General features: G+C 72.0%; 14 protein-coding genes. 2 read left to right on the top strand and 12 right to left on the bottom strand.

The annotated features are described in order from the left end of the window. The first annotated feature begins 30 nt into the window (after nt 1–30). Nucleotides 31–534, top strand: a complete 504-nt coding sequence (locus tag ACTWQH_RS02035; protein ID WP_443284524.1) for an NUDIX hydrolase — start codon at nt 31–33, stop codon at nt 532–534. Between the two features lie 70 nt (nt 535–604). Here the strand turns inward: ACTWQH_RS02035 and ACTWQH_RS02030 are convergent, their stop codons facing one another. The 12 genes from ACTWQH_RS02030 to ACTWQH_RS01975 form a co-directional block, all read right to left on the bottom strand. Next, nucleotides 605–1,693: an ATP-binding SpoIIE family protein phosphatase gene (locus ACTWQH_RS02030; protein WP_443284523.1), complete on the bottom strand. Its 1,089-nt coding sequence runs from the start codon at nt 1,691–1,693 to the stop codon at nt 605–607. Then, nucleotides 1,669–3,129: a PAS domain-containing protein gene (locus ACTWQH_RS02025; RefSeq protein WP_443284522.1), complete on the bottom strand. Its 1,461-nt coding sequence runs from the start codon at nt 3,127–3,129 to the stop codon at nt 1,669–1,671. The genes ACTWQH_RS02030 and ACTWQH_RS02025 overlap by 25 nt, the downstream gene beginning before the upstream one ends. 51 nt (nt 3,130–3,180) lie before the next feature. Continuing rightward, nucleotides 3,181–3,918 (bottom strand): HD domain-containing protein, encoded by a 738-nt coding sequence (locus ACTWQH_RS02020; protein WP_443284521.1) that lies wholly within the window; start codon nt 3,916–3,918, stop codon nt 3,181–3,183. A gap of 25 nt (nt 3,919–3,943) precedes the next feature. Beyond that, complete coding sequence (locus ACTWQH_RS02015; RefSeq protein ID WP_443284520.1) at nt 3,944–5,788, bottom strand: PEP-utilizing enzyme; 1,845 nt, start codon at nt 5,786–5,788, stop codon at nt 3,944–3,946. After that, complete coding sequence (locus ACTWQH_RS02010) at nt 5,785–6,882, bottom strand: PEP/pyruvate-binding domain-containing protein (protein WP_443284519.1); 1,098 nt, start codon at nt 6,880–6,882, stop codon at nt 5,785–5,787. The genes ACTWQH_RS02015 and ACTWQH_RS02010 overlap by 4 nt, the downstream gene beginning before the upstream one ends. Before the next feature lie 266 nt (nt 6,883–7,148). Next, complete coding sequence (locus ACTWQH_RS02005) at nt 7,149–8,708, bottom strand: hypothetical protein (protein WP_443284518.1); 1,560 nt, start codon at nt 8,706–8,708, stop codon at nt 7,149–7,151. Between the two features lie 123 nt (nt 8,709–8,831). Further along, entirely contained in the window at nt 8,832–9,935 is a 1,104-nt protein-coding gene (locus tag ACTWQH_RS02000; RefSeq protein ID WP_443284517.1) for a hypothetical protein, read from the bottom strand. After that, complete coding sequence (locus ACTWQH_RS01995; RefSeq protein WP_443284516.1) at nt 9,932–10,228, bottom strand: DNA-binding protein; 297 nt, start codon at nt 10,226–10,228, stop codon at nt 9,932–9,934. The genes ACTWQH_RS02000 and ACTWQH_RS01995 overlap by 4 nt, the downstream gene beginning before the upstream one ends. Beyond that, nucleotides 10,225–10,968 carry a hypothetical protein gene (locus ACTWQH_RS01990; protein WP_443284515.1) on the bottom strand — a complete coding sequence of 248 codons (744 nt, stop codon included), beginning with the start codon at nt 10,966–10,968 and terminating at the stop codon, nt 10,225–10,227. The genes ACTWQH_RS01995 and ACTWQH_RS01990 overlap by 4 nt, the downstream gene beginning before the upstream one ends. Beyond that, nucleotides 10,965–11,660, bottom strand: coding sequence for a hypothetical protein (locus ACTWQH_RS01985; protein WP_443284514.1), 696 nt, complete (start codon nt 11,658–11,660; stop codon nt 10,965–10,967). Before ACTWQH_RS01985 ends, ACTWQH_RS01990 begins: the two co-directional genes overlap by 4 nt. Before the next feature lie 245 nt (nt 11,661–11,905). Further along, nucleotides 11,906–12,535 carry a Crp/Fnr family transcriptional regulator gene (locus tag ACTWQH_RS01980; protein ID WP_443284513.1) on the bottom strand — a complete coding sequence of 210 codons (630 nt, stop codon included), beginning with the start codon at nt 12,533–12,535 and terminating at the stop codon, nt 11,906–11,908. Nucleotides 12,536–12,795: 260 nt separating this feature from the next. After that, nucleotides 12,796–13,662, bottom strand: a complete 867-nt coding sequence (locus tag ACTWQH_RS01975) for an aldo/keto reductase (RefSeq protein WP_443284512.1) — start codon at nt 13,660–13,662, stop codon at nt 12,796–12,798. A 143-nt stretch (nt 13,663–13,805) separates the two neighbouring features. Between ACTWQH_RS01975 and ACTWQH_RS01970 the strand changes: the two genes are divergently transcribed. After that, on the top strand, nt 13,806–14,708 hold the full coding sequence (locus ACTWQH_RS01970; protein WP_443284511.1) for a phosphorothioated DNA-binding restriction endonuclease: 903 nt from the start codon (nt 13,806–13,808) through the stop codon (nt 14,706–14,708). Nucleotides 14,709–14,860: the final 152 nt, after the last annotated feature.

Genomic DNA, 14,860 nt, shown 5'->3' with positions numbered 1-14,860 from the left:
GGAAACGCGTCCTGATCTACGCTGGCGCCCATGCCAGCGGACGATCAGCCGGCCGAAGTGGGCCAGGACGTTGAGATACCAGTGCCCAAGGAAGGGGAGGTCTGGACCGTCGGCGCGGTGATCCTGAATCAGCACGGTGAGGCCTTCGCCCAGAAGCGCAGCCCCGACCGACGCCTCTTCCCCAACACCTGGGACATAGTGGGCGGACATGTCGAGCCCGGTGAGACGCTGCTGGAGGCGCTCGCCCGCGAGGTCCGAGAAGAGACCGGCTGGAATCTCCGCCGGGTGCGTCGACTGCTCGGCATCGCCACCTGGGTCGGAGACGACGACGGCAGGGTCCGGCACGAAGCCGACTATCTCGTAGAGGTCGACGGCGACTTGGACGACCCGGCGCTGGAGTGGTCCAAGCACTCCGCCTACGACTGGTTCGGCCCCGCTGACCTTGATCGACTCAAAGAGAACCGCTCACCTGGGGAATGCCTGATCTTCAATCTGATCAACAAGGTCCTGCAAGAGCGGCCCGACAAGCCTTAGGAAATTGCCCGGTTCAGAACGTGTCGGGTCCACGCCCTCGCCAGTGGGCGAAATGGGGAACCGGAACCGCTCAGGCCGCGCGGGGGCCGGATACGGCGCGATCATGTGGCGGCGAATCCCTCCGGGGAGTGAGCGGGCCGCCGGCCGCGGCCAGGGGCTGCTCGCACCAGATCGTCTTGCCCGCCGCCGTCTGCCGGGTGCCCCAGCGCTCCGTGAGCTGCGCGACCAGCAACAGGCCCCGGCCGCCCTCGTCCAGCACCCGGGCCCGCCGCAGATGCGGTGCGGTGCTGCTGGAGTCGGAGACCTCGCAGATCAGCATGCGGTCGTGGATCAGCCGCAGCTGGATCGGCGGGTCGCCGTACCGGATGGCGTTCGTGACCAGTTCACTGACCACCAGTTCGGTGACCGACGCGGCCTCTTCCAGTCCCCACTCGTCAAGGACGCGGACGGCGTCCGACCGCGTCCGCGCCACGGCGGCGGCTTCGGCGTCCACGTCCCACACGGCGACCCTGCGCCTGTCCAGGGCCCGGGACCGCACCAGGAGCAGGGCGGCATCGTCGGCGGAGTGGTCGGGCAGCATCGTGCGTACGACGTGGTCGCAGAGCGAGTCCAGCGAGTCCGCCGGCGCGGCCAGTGCCTCCCGCAGGGCGTCGAGTCCCTCTCCGATGTCAGCGTGGCGAGCATGGATCAGGCCGTCGGTGTAGAGGGCGAGCAGGCTGCCCTCCGGGAGGGTGACGTCCGCCGGTTCGAATGGCAGCCCGCCCAGTCCGAGCGGCGGTCCCACGGGGACGTCCAGGAACCCGGCGGTGCCATCCGGGCGCACGACGGCGGGTGGCGGGTGACCGGCGAGTGCCATGGAACAGCGCCTGGAGACCGGGTCGTACACCGCGTACAGGCACGTGGCCCCGATGTCCCCGGCGACCTGCGTCCCCTCCGGCTCCGCGCCGGCCCCGGACTCCGCCGACAGCCGGATGACCAGGTCGTCGAGGCGGGTGAGCAACTCCTCGGGCGCGAGGTCGACATCGGCGAGGGTGCGTACGGCGGTACGCAGCCGGCCCATCGTGGCGGCCGCGTGGATGCCGTGCCCGACCACGTCGCCGACCACCAGCGCGACCCTGGCTCCGGAGAGCCCGATCACGTCGAACCAGTCGCCGCCCACGCCGGGACGCTGTGCGGCGGGGAGGTAGCGGGAGGCGGCTTCGACCGCGGACTGTTCCGGCATCCGCTGCGGCAGCAGGCTGCGCTGGAGAGTGAGAGCCGCGGCGCGTTCGCGGGTGAAGCGCCGGGCATTGTCCAGGCAGACCGCCGCTCTTGCCACCAGGTCCTCGGCGAGGGAGAGGTCGTCCGCCCCGAAGCTCTCGGGAGTCCCCGGGTGCGGGTGAACCACACCACGCCGAGTGTCGTACCCCTGGCTTTCACCGGGACGAGCATCCATGAGTGCGTCCCGAGCCGCCGGACCTTCGCCTGCCGCTCGGGGGTCTGGTCGATATAGCTGCGGATCGGCGGCTCATCATTGGTCCGGTACAGCGCGGACCGGCCGGTGGCCAGGCACAGGGCGGCCGGTGAGTTCGCGAGGTACACGTCGGCTTCGCCGGCGGTGTGCTGTGCCGTGGTGACCCCCTCGGACAGCGTCAGTTCCGCGATACGCCGCAGCCGTACGGGGCCGGCCAGCGGCCCCGGAGCGGGTTCGTCGCCATGGAGGATGACCTCCAGCAGGTCCACGCGGGCGACGTCGGTGAACCTGGGTACGGTCACCTCGGTGAGCTCCCGTGCGGTCTGTGCGATGTCGAGGGTGCTGCCGATGCGCAGGCTCGCGTCGTTCAGCAGGGAGAGCCGTTCGCGGGCACGACGCCTGTCGGTCACATCGCCGACGAGGGCGCAGACCCCGAGCGTACGGCCCTCCGCGTCCAGCAGCGGCGTCGCCGAGACACTGAAGACACGGGATCCGGGGTCGGTCCTGATGGTGCCCTTGAGCTCGCTGACCTGCTCCTCACCCGTGACCATGGCCAGCCGCAGCCGTTCCTCCCACTCCACCGCGTCGGAGCCGCCGAAGACCTCCGTCAGCCGGCGTCCAGGCCGGGCCTCGTCCGGCAGGCCGCCGAGGCGCCGCATCGCGGCGCTCTGCCACACGCAGCACAGATCGGTGTCGTACACCGTCAGGGCCAGGGGCGAGTCCTGCAGTATCCAGCCGGGCAGCGACTGCCGCAGGCGCTCCGCCGCCTGCCCGGACGGCGGGCCGATGAGCAGGACGCTGCCGGACCCTGTCCCGGTGCCGTCCGCCTCAGGGGCGAATGCGTGCCGGGAGACGGCCACGCTCAGCCGGTGCCCGTCCCTGTGACGCACGTCGAGGCCCGGGTGCCGCTCACCGGGCTCAACGGGCTCAACGGGCTCGGCGGGCTCAACGGGCTCGGCGGCCCCCGGGCCCTGGGCCGGCTCCCCGCCCGCGAGTGCGGGAGCGCCCAGCAGTTCCGCCGCGGACCGGCCGCGGGCCTCGGCGTCGGTGTACCCGAGCAGGCGCTCCGCTCCGGCTGTCCACCCGATGATCAGTCCCTGCCGGTCGGTCACGACCACTCCGAGCGGCGGATATGCGTCCATGCCCTTAAGGATCACGCCAGATATATCCATAATCAACCTAAATAATCGACTTCATGCCCCTCCTTTACGCCGCAGTGGGGGGCGCTCGGGGCGCGTCGCTTGGTCGCCGAGGTCGGTGCGGGCCAGGGCGGCGAGTGCGGCACCGACGGCACGGGCCGGTTCGGTGAGCAGCCGGTCGTAGGTGCGTGCCCCCACGAACCGCAGCGTCTGGTCCCGGTCCAGGACGAACCACGCGCCGATGGTGCGCAGGCCGTGCGGGGTCAGTCGCCACAGCTTGTCGGCGTCCTTGACCACGGCGTCGTCCACGCCGAGGGCATCGCGGCGGGTGTCGTGCCCGTCGATGATGGCGACGATCCGCTCGGTGTCCCGTGCGGGGTAGCCGATGTCGGAGAGGATGCGGGCGGCGATGGCGGCTCCCTCGGTCTCGTGCCTGCGTATCGTCTCGTGCGCGGCAGGCCCGGACCGCCCAGCGATGGCGGGCAGGATGTCCGCGGGGTCGACCATCTTCCAGCCGGTGTCGTGCAGGAGTACGGCGGGCAGCACGACGTCCGCCCGCGCCCCCGGCAGAGCGTCCATCAGCGCCGCCGCCAGCGCATAGGCGCACAGCGAATGGGCGGCGTTGTCCCGCACGTCGAGGTAGGGAAGGGCACGGTCCCATATCTCCCGCCGGACGCCGCTCAACGGCACGGGCCGGGGAAGCGGGTCGCCCGGGGGGATCTCCGAGGTGTCGAGCGGAAGCACCGGCACCGGCACCGGCAGCGGTTCGCGGGCCGTTCTGTTGGAGGGCATGGCGTCTCCTGTCGCACGTAGCTGGTCAGTCGAGAAGGGTGACGGTGCCGGCCGTGCCGTCCACACGGATCCGCTGGCCGGTCCTGATCCGGGTGGACGCCGAGCCTGTCCCTGTGACGGCGGGCAGGCGGTACTCGCGGCAGACGATGGCGGCGTGGGACATGACTCCCCCGATGTCGGTGACGGTCGCGCGGATCTTGCCGAAGACCGGCGCCCAGCTCGGCGCGGTGACCGGCGCGACGAGGATGTCCCCCTCCCGGACGAGGTCCAGTTCGTCGGGGCTGTGGATCACACGGGCCGTGCCCTCGACGACGCCCGGCGAGGCGGCCATGCCGGTCAGGTCGCCCAGGTCGCCCAGGTCGCCCAGGTCGCCCGGGCCTCCCGGGGCTGCCAGCCAGGACCGGATCCGCTCGCTGGTGATGCCCCACAGCATGACGCTGAACGGCTCGGTGACCTCTCCCGGAGGCTCGTTCAGTGCCGGTTCCGGACGCTGCCGCGCGAGCGCGGCCACGATCCGGCGTCGCCGTTCCACCTCCGGGGGCCAGTGGCCGGGTCCGGCCGGCTCGACGCCGATCGCCCACCCGGACGCGTAGTCGAACAGCGCGGTCCGGACTTCGTCACACGTGAGGTAGAACATGTCGTTCGCGCCGGGCCAGAACCCCGCCCGGTGCAGCAGGGCGGACAGCTCCCTGGACTTGCGCCAGAAGACGCCCATCGACCAGTGCTCGATGTAGAAGTTGTGGTTCTCCACATACGGGTAGACCTGGCGGGCAAGGCTCAGTTTCGCCTCGAAGTCGGCGCGTGCCGAGGAGTCGAGCAGTGCGGCGTACTCGCTGGTGATCCGCTCGCGCTCGGCGACGAGTTCGGCGAGGGGCCGGTCGATGGTCTCGCCCCGCCGCAGGCGCAGGATGTAGTCGCGGATGTACCCCAGGGGAAGCGAGAGGGTGTCCCTCCAGTACCGGTCGCTGCTGTAGAGGCCGTTGCCCGACGTGAAGTTGAACCAGGGGTCGCGGGCGGCGTTCCAGGCGTCGAGCCAGTCACGGCCGCCCGGCTCGCGGCCGACGGCGGTCAGGGTGTGCTCCCCGGGGTCGGGCACGGTCAGTGCCCCGTCGGCACCCAGGGCGACAGCGAGCTTGGCGAGTTTCCTGAGCTCGTCGTCCGGGCGGAACAGCTCCATCTCCGCGCCCGTCACCATCGCCGCGATGCCCTGGTCCGGGATGCCCGGGAACCGTTGCTTGCAGAAGTGGAAGAAGTCCAGGTAGGCCGCGTAGCCAAGGTTCAGGAACTCGAAGTGGTACTGCCAGGCGCGGTGGCACAGGGCGAGGAGCCGGTCGTACCCGCCGAGCAGGGCATCGGCGGCATCCAGGCCGACACCCGCTTCGATCTCCTCGAACGGCTGGACCTCCGGCGGCTCGGTGAAGCTGATCGACTCCAGTTCCCGGATGGTGCCGAGGACCTTGCCCTTCCAGTTCTCCAGCAGCCTGTCCCAGTTCGCGTAGTAGTACCCGGCGCGTTCCAGGAACTGCGGCACGCGGGCGGGGATCCGGCTTTCCGGCGCGTCCACCGGGCTCAGATAGACGTAGCCCTGGTGGACGCGGAACGCGATGCCGTACGCGGGCGGCACGACGAAGTGCCGGGTGTTGAACTGGCCCAGGCCCTTGAACGCGAGTTCGACGACGACCGTCTCGAACGGCTTCACCACGGTGGGCCAGTGCTGGCTGTCGCGGAACCAGAACCGCCCCTCCTCGGCCGCACGCCGCCAGGGCTGGAAGAGCATGTGGTACGGGTACAGCCGTTCCCAGCCCGCCGCGCCGGCAGGTGCGGGCATCTCGTAAGGGCTCGGGAACGCCGTGCGCGACGCCGTCGTCATGACGTGGTCCCTTCATCACTGGGGCCGAGCAGGGTGTCGCTGATGCTGGAGGCGCCCGCGCCGTGGCTGGTCCGGGCAGGCGTCCTCGGCCGGCGGCTCCAGACCGTCTCGGGCCGCGACTGGAGCAGCACCGGGGTGGCGCCCGTACTCGTGGAGGTGCTCCGGTGGTGGCGGTCGACGGCCCACTCGATGTCCTGCGGGAAGCCGAAGTGCCGTTCGGCGGTCTTGGCCAGACGGGCGATCTCGACGACCTCCCGCGGATCCAGGCAGGGGACCCGCTGACGGCCCTCCTCGACCGCCCGCCGTACGAGCCCCTGCCTGTCGGGGGCGGGCACCAGTTCCTGGTGCTTCGGCGACACCGTCGTCCGTACCGTGGTGAGCAGGACCTTGTCCACCAGGTAGGCATCCGGGGTCACCTGGCCGGACGCCATGAGCTGCCCCAGTCCCCAGATCGCCTCCACCACGATCTTCGAAGGGTCGCCGTCCGCCGGGTTGACGGTCGCGGCGGCGCCGGAGGTACGGGCATCCACCATCTGCTGCACCCCGACCGCCATGCGCAGCCCTCGCTCCGGCCGCCCATGGGCCGCGCGGTACGTGATCGCGTGGTCGGTCCACAGGCTCGCCCAGCAGCGCTGAACGGCGTCGAGGACGGCATCGGCGCCCCGGATCCACAGGAACGTGTCGTGCTGCCCGGCGTAGCTCGCCTCGGGCAGGTCCTCCAGCTGGGCGCTCGACCGGACGGCCACCGCGGTGTCAGGGCGGCCGACGGCCCGGCAGAGCTTCTCGTACGCCGCCGTCACCGCCGCCGCGACCGATGCGTGCACGGGCCGGTCGCCCACCAGGGCGCGGATCTCGGCGCCGCGCGCCGCAGCGGCGCCCGGATCGGCGGTGAGCCCGGCGAGGGCGTCGTCGACGGCCTGGCGCAACCCTCCGTGGTCAAGCTGTGCCTCAAAGGCATCCGTGGTCACCGCGAATCCGGGCGGCACCGGAGCGCCGGCCCGGGTCATCGCGACCAGCGCGGCGCACTTGCCACCGAGCCGGCTCGTTCCGGCCTCGGCGAAGCTGTCGAACGCTACGGTGTACGGAGAGTTCATGGGCTTTCACCCTGCTGCACACGGACGTCAGCGAGTGGCCCCCGGCGTCGGCCGTGCCCTCTTCCATGAAGACACGATCCCTGGATACCAGCCTAGTGCTCCTGGGGCGCCCGTGCTCTTCGGCACCAGGCCCCACCGACCCGCCCGCCGGCCTCGGTGTAACGCCGGGTGAGGCAGTCGAGGAGTTCGTCGTTCGACCGGGTCGGGCCGGGCGTCGACGCAGGCGTCGGAGTGGGCCTGGGCCAGATCGTTGGCCCGGACCGTGATCACGGGTCGATGAGCGACTCGTACGCGGCGCGCACGTCCGAGGGGGACGAGTCGACGTACGTGTCCGAGGGCGGGCCGAGGTCGACGGAGTAGTACTCGTACTCCAGGACGTCGGGGCAGCTGGTGCCGCCGATTTCGATGCGGGTGTCGTCGATGACTTCTCCGGTGCGGACCTCGTACACCTCGACGGGGAAGCGCCTGTTGTGGAAGGTCACGTCCGTGTAGCCGAAGACGGCGGCCTCGGATTCGTACGAGCAGGTCGCGACCGAGGTGCCCTCCTTCAGGTCGCCGACGCAGATGACCAGGACCGCGTCCTGGGCGTCGTCGGCCAGCCAGGAGTCGGGGAGGTGCCTGGTGTGGGCGCCTGGCTCGCCGTAGATGAGGGCCGGGTTCGTGGCGTCGCCGCGGTACGGGTCGGCGCCCCGGTACGGGGCCGGGTCGTCGCAGTAGGTGCCGGTCCTGACGAGGTCGCGCAGGTGGTCGAGTTCGATCTCCGTCTCGGCCTGGTTGACGCCCTCCGCTGCCGCGTCGGCGAGCGCGTGCCCGGGGTACTGGTCGAGCAGCTGCTCGTAGCGCTCGATCGCCAGGGTCCAGGAGTCGTCCGCCAGGGCCTCGTCGCCGCACTCGACGATCGCCGCGGGCGCGATCTCGGGGACGACGTCGGCGGCGCGGTCCAGGGCGTCGCCGCTGGCCGGGCGGTCGCCGAGCCAGTCGGTGATCTGCTTGGTGTCGCAGGCGCCGTCGGCGGGCAGACCGCCGAGGAAGCCGTCCATCACCTGCTCGACCTCGCCCTCCCGGCCGGGAAACTCCCCCAGCACCGTGGAGAGATGCTCGAAGCCGAGGGACAGGGACTGAACGCTGCCCGACTCGATCGCGGTGTCGAGCTGGTGGGTGGCCTCCGCGAGGAAGAGGTCGGCACGCCGGCCCTGGGCGCCGTCCCACAGGGCTCCGGGGTGGTCGGCGTAGCGGGCGAGCGTGCTCGCGGCTTCGAGCCTGTCCTCGCCGGCCTCCCGCTCGGCCTCCATCAGCAGTGCGCACGCCTCGACGCTCTCGTCGGCGCGCTCGACCAGTCGGCCGTCGGCCACCTCGTGCCCGGCCCACAGCCCGTCCAGGATCGACAGCGCCCGCGCGCAGTCGCCCTCGCGGTGGGCCTCGGCGGCGTCGTCCTCGATCCCGGAGGCGTCGGCGCGGAGGACGGCGAACGCCAGGACCGCGGGGAGCGCGACGCCGAGGGCGACGAGCCGCTGCCGCGCGGGCCGGTCGGGACGCCGTGGCCAGCCGCGCGCCAGGTACCAGCCGTGCGCGGTGACGGCCAGCCACCACAGGAGGACGGCCGTCCTGAACCACGCGGCGTGTGCGCCCGAGGCCAGGATGCCGACGAGGACGACAGAGACGATCGCGTTGCCCACGGCGAGTGGCCACCGGCCGAGCATGGCGTACCCGATGCCGAGGAGGGAGGCGTTGGCGAGCCCGGCGGCATGGGGGTCCCTCCCAGGCCCCCGAGGGCCTGGGGGAGGGTCGGCTGGCGGGGGGCTGGCTGGCGCTGATATCGGGTCCACGTCGAACGTCCCTCCCTGGACGGGCCACCGTTGGCGGCACTCATTGTGGGATGCGGGCCCGGGGAGGGGTCCCGGCCCGGCGAGGGGCCCGCCCGGCGCCAGCGCCGCGGGGCGGCGCGCGCGTTACAGGAGCGTGCGGGCGCGGCGTTCCCACTGGGCGACGCGCTCGAGGGCGTCGCCGAAGTCGGAGAGGGCGGTGATGATGTCGCGCCCGGGGCCGCGCAGCTGGCGGCTCATGGTCGTCAGCCGCGTGATCTTGCTCCCGACATCCCGCAGGGACTCGGCGTAGCCCGCCGCCTCGGCCGACATGCCGATGATGTCCAGCAGGAACTTGCGGTCCTCCTCGCCGCGCAGCTCGGGCGGCACGGCCTGGAGGAAGTCGAGCGCGGCGTTCATGGCGACGTCGATGTCGGCCATCCGCCCGGCGAACCGCTCGACGACCGCCTTGAGCCGCGCCGACGGCTCGGTGATGGCCAGGGCGTACCGCTTCGCCACCGTCAGGTACTCGCTCATCGAGCTGCCCGACTGCGACAGCCGCTCGAAGTCGGGGCCGAAGCCCTTGCTCTTCTCGCCGATGAGCTGGATCGAGCCGGTGATCTCCTCCATGTCGGCCTGCATGGCGCCCATCTGCTCCTCGACCTGGGCGAACCTGTCCATCAGGCCGTGGGCGTCGTCGTCCGCCTCGGCCTCCGCGTCCGGCTCCGCGTCCGGCCCCGGGGCCTGCTCGGTGGCGCGCATCGCGAGGAGGATGCGCGCGGGGCTGAAGAGGTCGAAGCCGTCCTGGATGCCCCTGGCGAGGGTTTCGGCCAGCTCGTTCCTGGCGTCCACGATCCCGCTGCGCGTCCGCTTGAAGGTGATGGTGCGGATGGGCGCGATGTCGAAGGGCAGTTCCCCCGCCTCGCCGACGTGGACGGTGGGCTTGCCGAGGAGGTGGCGGATGCCCAGCTCGTACATGACGTTGGGGTTGCCGCCCGTCACGTCGGCGATCACGATGTCGTCGTTCACCAGGTGGCGGTGGATCTGCTCGGTGATCTCGCCGGTCTGCGCGATCTCGTCGGCCCTGAGGGAGTGGATGCCGTGCTTCGCGCAGGCGGGGAGGATGATCTTCTCGTACGTGTCGAGGGCCTCCTCGTACGCCCTGCGCTCCGGGCTGTCGGGCTCGGCGTGCCTGTCTCCGATCGGGCCGATGACGAAGCACGTCCGGGTGCTGGTGGTCGTGGTGCTCATGGGCGGTCCTCCGTGCGGGGGTCGGCGGGGCGGGCGGGGTCGGCGGGGTCGGGGGCGTAGATGGGCTTCTCCTCGATGCCGAGAGAGCGCAGCAGCGGAGCGGTCGGAATCCGGTAGCGGTAGCCGATCCGGAGGACGGGGCACGGGAAGCGGCCGAGCCGGATCTGCTTGTACGCCGTCGCCGGGCAGACGCCGAAGGCGCGGGCGGCGGTGCGGAGGTCGACCGTCAGGGGCAGGTCGAACGCCTCCGCGAAGGAGAGGGTCCAGCGGGGGCGGGGGTGGTGGCCGGTCACGGGGCGGCTCCCGCCGGGCGCAGGGACAGGACGCCGATGGGCGTGCCCTCGCCGGGGCGGCGCGCGCGGTAGACGATGTCGCGCAGGCCGAGTCGGTGGGCCATGTCGGTCAGGCGCTCCTCTTCCGGGTCCGAGTCCGGGTCCGGGTCCAAGTCCGGGTCCAAGTCCGGGTCCGGGTCCGGGGCCTGTTTCGGGACGGGGCGGGTGGTACGGGGGACGGTGAACCGCAGGGGCGCGGCGAGTCCTTCGGGCCGGTCGGGCGGTTGGATCTCCAGCTCCCACGCGCGGTCAGGGACGGGGAGCACGGCGGCGACGTCCGCGACCGGGGTCTCCGGGGCGGCGAGCTTGGCGTACGCCCACACGCGGCCGATGGCGGCCTTGACGAGCCGGCCGCCGGGTTCGGGCGGCTCCGGGTCGATGGCGTTCAGGGTTTCCAGGACGGCGAGCAGCGCCTCGGCCTGGAGATCCTGGTGGTCCGCGCGCAGCGCGAAGGAGATGGAGCGGACGCTGCGGCGGAGCCCGGGGAGGGCCAGCCACGCCGTGAGCGCCTGCCACGAGGACCCCGCGCCCTCGCGCTGCGCCGCGACGATGACCTGCCGCCAGAGGGCGTCGCGGAACGCCGGGTCCGCGTCCGGGCGGTAGAGCAGGTCGCGGGCCTGGCCGGGGGAGAGGTGGCGGACGCCCGCGGCGAGGCTGTCTTCCACCAGCCGGAAGGGCCACCGGGAGGTGATCAGCGTCACGGGTGGCCTCCTCGGGTGCGGAGGTAGGTGGCGAGCGCGTCGCCCATCTGGCCGCAGACGGAGCCGAGGGCGGAGACGGACCGATCGATCTCGTCGAGGAGTTCGGGCGGCGGACAGTCGGTCCGCGCCGGACCCGGTTCGCGCGGCGGGACCAGGAGGTTCCCCGAGGGCGAGGGGACGTAGAGCCACGCGGGCTGCTGGAATTCCTTGCCCTCCACCGTCGCCACGACCTCGGTGCACCGCTTGGGGGGCAACGCCGTGTAGCCGCCGAGGACCACGTCCTGGTAGACGCGCTGGGAGATGATCACGGCCAGGTGGGTGGTCTCCGCGTCGGACTCGGCGAGTGCCTGCCGAAGCGGCTGCGCGTCCAGCAGGCGGTGGGCCTCGTTCCGCGCGATGCCGTTGCCGTCGCCGTCGCCCGGGGCTCCCGGGTCGCCGGAGCCGGGCAGCGGGCCGACGTGGACCACGGCCCGTAGGCGGACGCGAGGGCCGCCGCCCCGCGCGGCGTGCGTGCCGAGGACGTCCTGCAGCACGTTCAGGAAAGGCCACAGAAAAGAGGGGAGATGGGTGGTGGGAAAGCCGAAGACGACGCCGTCTCCGGTGTTGGCCAGAAACGAACGCGTGCGCCTCAGATGGCCGAGCCCCGCGCGGTCGAGGGCCTCGTCCACGAGACGTGGGATGCGCTGGCTCATCTCGACATGCTGAACAGACGACAGGGTCGTATAGCCCTGCATGTCTACGGCGAACAGCGCCCGGTACGCGGGGAGCTGTCGACTCACGAATGTCCTCCAGACGGATAACAAGGTCCGTAAGGCCGCGCATCGGCGCGCGGTCGAGTCGAGGATGTGTGAGTGGCGAGTCGCCGCGTGTCCAGCATCGGACACGAGGCTGAGGCGTGCGTCACCTTCCGCGAAGGTGTTCGTTTTTTTCTCTTTATCTATTCCGATGTGTGTTCGGCGGCTCGTCGCAGCGCGTTCCTGTCGGTAATCGAGATCTTGCGGGGCCTCACCGCGATCGCCCCGGATTCGATGAGCGAGCTGAGGACCGGCTGGAAGGTGCTGCGCGACACGCCGACGAACCGCGCCAGTTCGTCCTGGCTCCAGCCCTCCACCACCTGCGGTGCGGCGTACTCGGTCAGCGTCAGCAGGAACTGAGCGATCCTGGGCTGGGTGGGCAGGGCGAGGAGCCGGCTGTTCTCCTGATCCGAGTCGTCGCGTTTTCTGGTGCCTTCCCGCAGCAGGCGAAAGGCGCGGTCGCCGTCGCTGACGTACTCGAGGAAGGGGCGCCGCTCGACGGAAACCGCGATGCAGCGCGTCATCGCGAACACCTCCGCGCTGCGCAGGTCGTCATTCATGACGGCTCTGGAGCCGAGTAGATATGTGGGCTGCCGCTGCCCGAGCCACGTCTCCGATCCGTCCGCCATGCGATGACGGACGCCCGCGACACCCTCCTTGAGAACCAGCACCTTCGTGCCGGGGTCGCCCTGTCTGAGCATCACCTGGCGCGGGTCAAACACCCGTTCTCGCCCCAGCGGTATGAGTTCCGCCAGCGGTCCGCTCGTCTCCACGCGGTCGTCTCCCTTGTCGTCACCGGGTTTCGAGTACGTGTTACCAGCCCGGCGTGGCGCCGTCCGATGAACGCCGAGAAGGGGGCGCAGAATATGCCGTTCGCGTGCGACGCCGAGCTCGCGCAGGGTCGTGACGGGGGAGGCGACGACCTGGGGGCGCCCGGCTCCCCGCCCGTCACCTCACACCCGGCACCCGGGTCTCGTCGGGCGCGTCGCGGCGCGCCGCGACGCGGCCGGCTGCCGCCGAGGCGGTGAGGGCCTCAGGCGGCAGCGGTGGCGTTCAGCGCCGCGAGCTCCTCGGCGGTGAGGGTGAGCTCCCCCGCAGCCGCCGAGTCGCGGATGGTCTCGGGGCGGCTGGCGCCCGGGATCGGCACGACCACCGGGGACTTGGCGAGCATCCAGGCCATGCACGCGCGCTGCGGGCTGACGCCGTGGGCCTCGGCGACCCGCGCGAAGGGCGCGTAGCGGGAGCCCAGCTCGCCGGCGCGCGAGATGCCGCCGAGAGGGCTCCAGGGCAGGAACGCGATGCCGAGCTCGTCGCACAGCTCAAGCTCCGGCTCGCTGGAGCGGAACGCCGGGGAGAACTGGTTCTGCACGGAGACCAGGCGGCCGCCGAGGATGTCGTTGGCCTGCCGGATCTGGGCGGGGTCGGCGTTGGAGATACCCGCCATGCGGATCTTGCCCGCGTCGAGGAGGTCGCGGAGCGCGCCGATGGAGTCGGCGTACGGGATGCGGGGGTCGGGGCGGTGGAACTGGTAGAGCCCGATCGCCTCCACCCCCAGGCGGCGCAGGGAGGCCTCGCACGCCCGCCGGATGTGGTCGGGGGAGCCGTCCTGCGTCCAGGTGCCGTCGCCGGGGCGCAGGTGGCCGGCCTTGGTGGCGACCAGCACCTCGGCGCCGCGGTCGTGGGAGGCGAGAGCCTTGGCTATCAGGGACTCGTTGTGGCCGACGTCGTCGGCGTGGAGGTGGTAGGAGTCGGCGGTGTCGATCAGAGTGACGCCGGCGTCGAGCGCCGCGTGGATGGTGGCGAGGGAACGCGCCTCGTCGGGCCGCCCCTCGATGGACATGGGCATGGCGCCGAGCCCGATCGTGCTGACCTCGACGTTCCCGATGCGGCGTGCGTGCATGAGCGTTCTCCTTAGTCTCCGGGCTGTAGCGTGGCTGGTCAGGCCCTGGAAGTCCAGGGAAGAGTCCAGGGACGTGTCCAGGGAAGAACGCGAACTCCGGCCCGGTGTCCGCGCGCGCCGGTGCGCGGCTAGGCTCGGCGGGCATGGACTGGCTGGAGCGGGTCGCGCGGCTCAGGCAGTGGAACAGGAACGGGGTGCGCGCCCCGCACAAGCCGCTGCTGATGCTCTACGCGCTCGGGCGCTTCCAGGAGGACGCCGACGGCGAGCTGCGCTACAGCGAGGTCGAGGAGGACCTGCGGCGCCTGCTGGCCGAGTACGGGCCGGTGAACGGCACGACGCCCGCCTACCCCTTCCACCACCTGGCCAGCGACGGCGTGTGGGAGGTGCGGACCGACCGGGGGCCGGGCAGCCCGGGCAGCGGGGTGCGGCTGCTGCGGTCCAGCGGGGCCGCCGGGCGCCTGGCGCCTGAGCTGCGGGCAAGCCTGCGGCGCGAGCCCTCCCTGCTGGGGCGCATGGCGCGCGTGCTGCTCGACCTTCACTTCCCGCCGTCCCTGCACGGCGAGCTGTGCGAGGCCGTGGGCATCGAGCTGGAGGAGGCCGAGACCGGGCCGGTGGCGGCCGGGCGCGAGGAGCGGGCGCCGCGCGACCGGCGGATGCGGGAGCTGGTGCTGACGGCGTACGAGTACCAGTGCGCGTTCTGCGGGTACGACGGGCGGGTCGGCGCCGTGCCCGTCGGGCTTGAGGCCGCGCACGTGCGGTGGTGGGCGTTCGGCGGCCCGGACGAGGTGGACAACGGCGTGTGCCTGTGCGCGCTGCACCACAAGCTGTTCGACAAGGGCGTGCTGGGCGTCGGCGACGGCCACCGGATCCTGGTGTCGCAGCGCTTCGTCGGCGCCAGTCGGGCGGCGCGCGACCACGTGCTCGCGCTGGCCGGGCGCCCGCTGCGTGGCCCGCAGCCGGGCGTGGCGCCGGTCGCGGCGGCGCACCGGGCGTGGCATGCGCGGGAGGTCTTTCAGGGCGGGCCGCGACCGGCGTTCGCGGGGTGATCTCGTGGGGGCGACGGCGTGAGGTGATGGTGATCAGCGGCTCGCCTCGTCCGCCTCGTCCGCCTCGTCCGCCTCGTCATGCTCGTTCTCGAGTTGTGCGGTGACGGGTGGGGTGAGTTGTGCGGTGAGGTGTGCGGTGAGCATGGCTGCGC

The organism is Streptomyces sp. 6N223 (assembly GCF_052246635.1).
In the GTDB taxonomy this organism is placed as follows: Bacteria; Actinomycetota; Actinomycetes; order Streptomycetales; family Streptomycetaceae; genus Streptomyces.
Note: the sequence above shows the minus strand (reverse complement) of the source record. Positions and strands in the feature narration are given on the sequence as shown.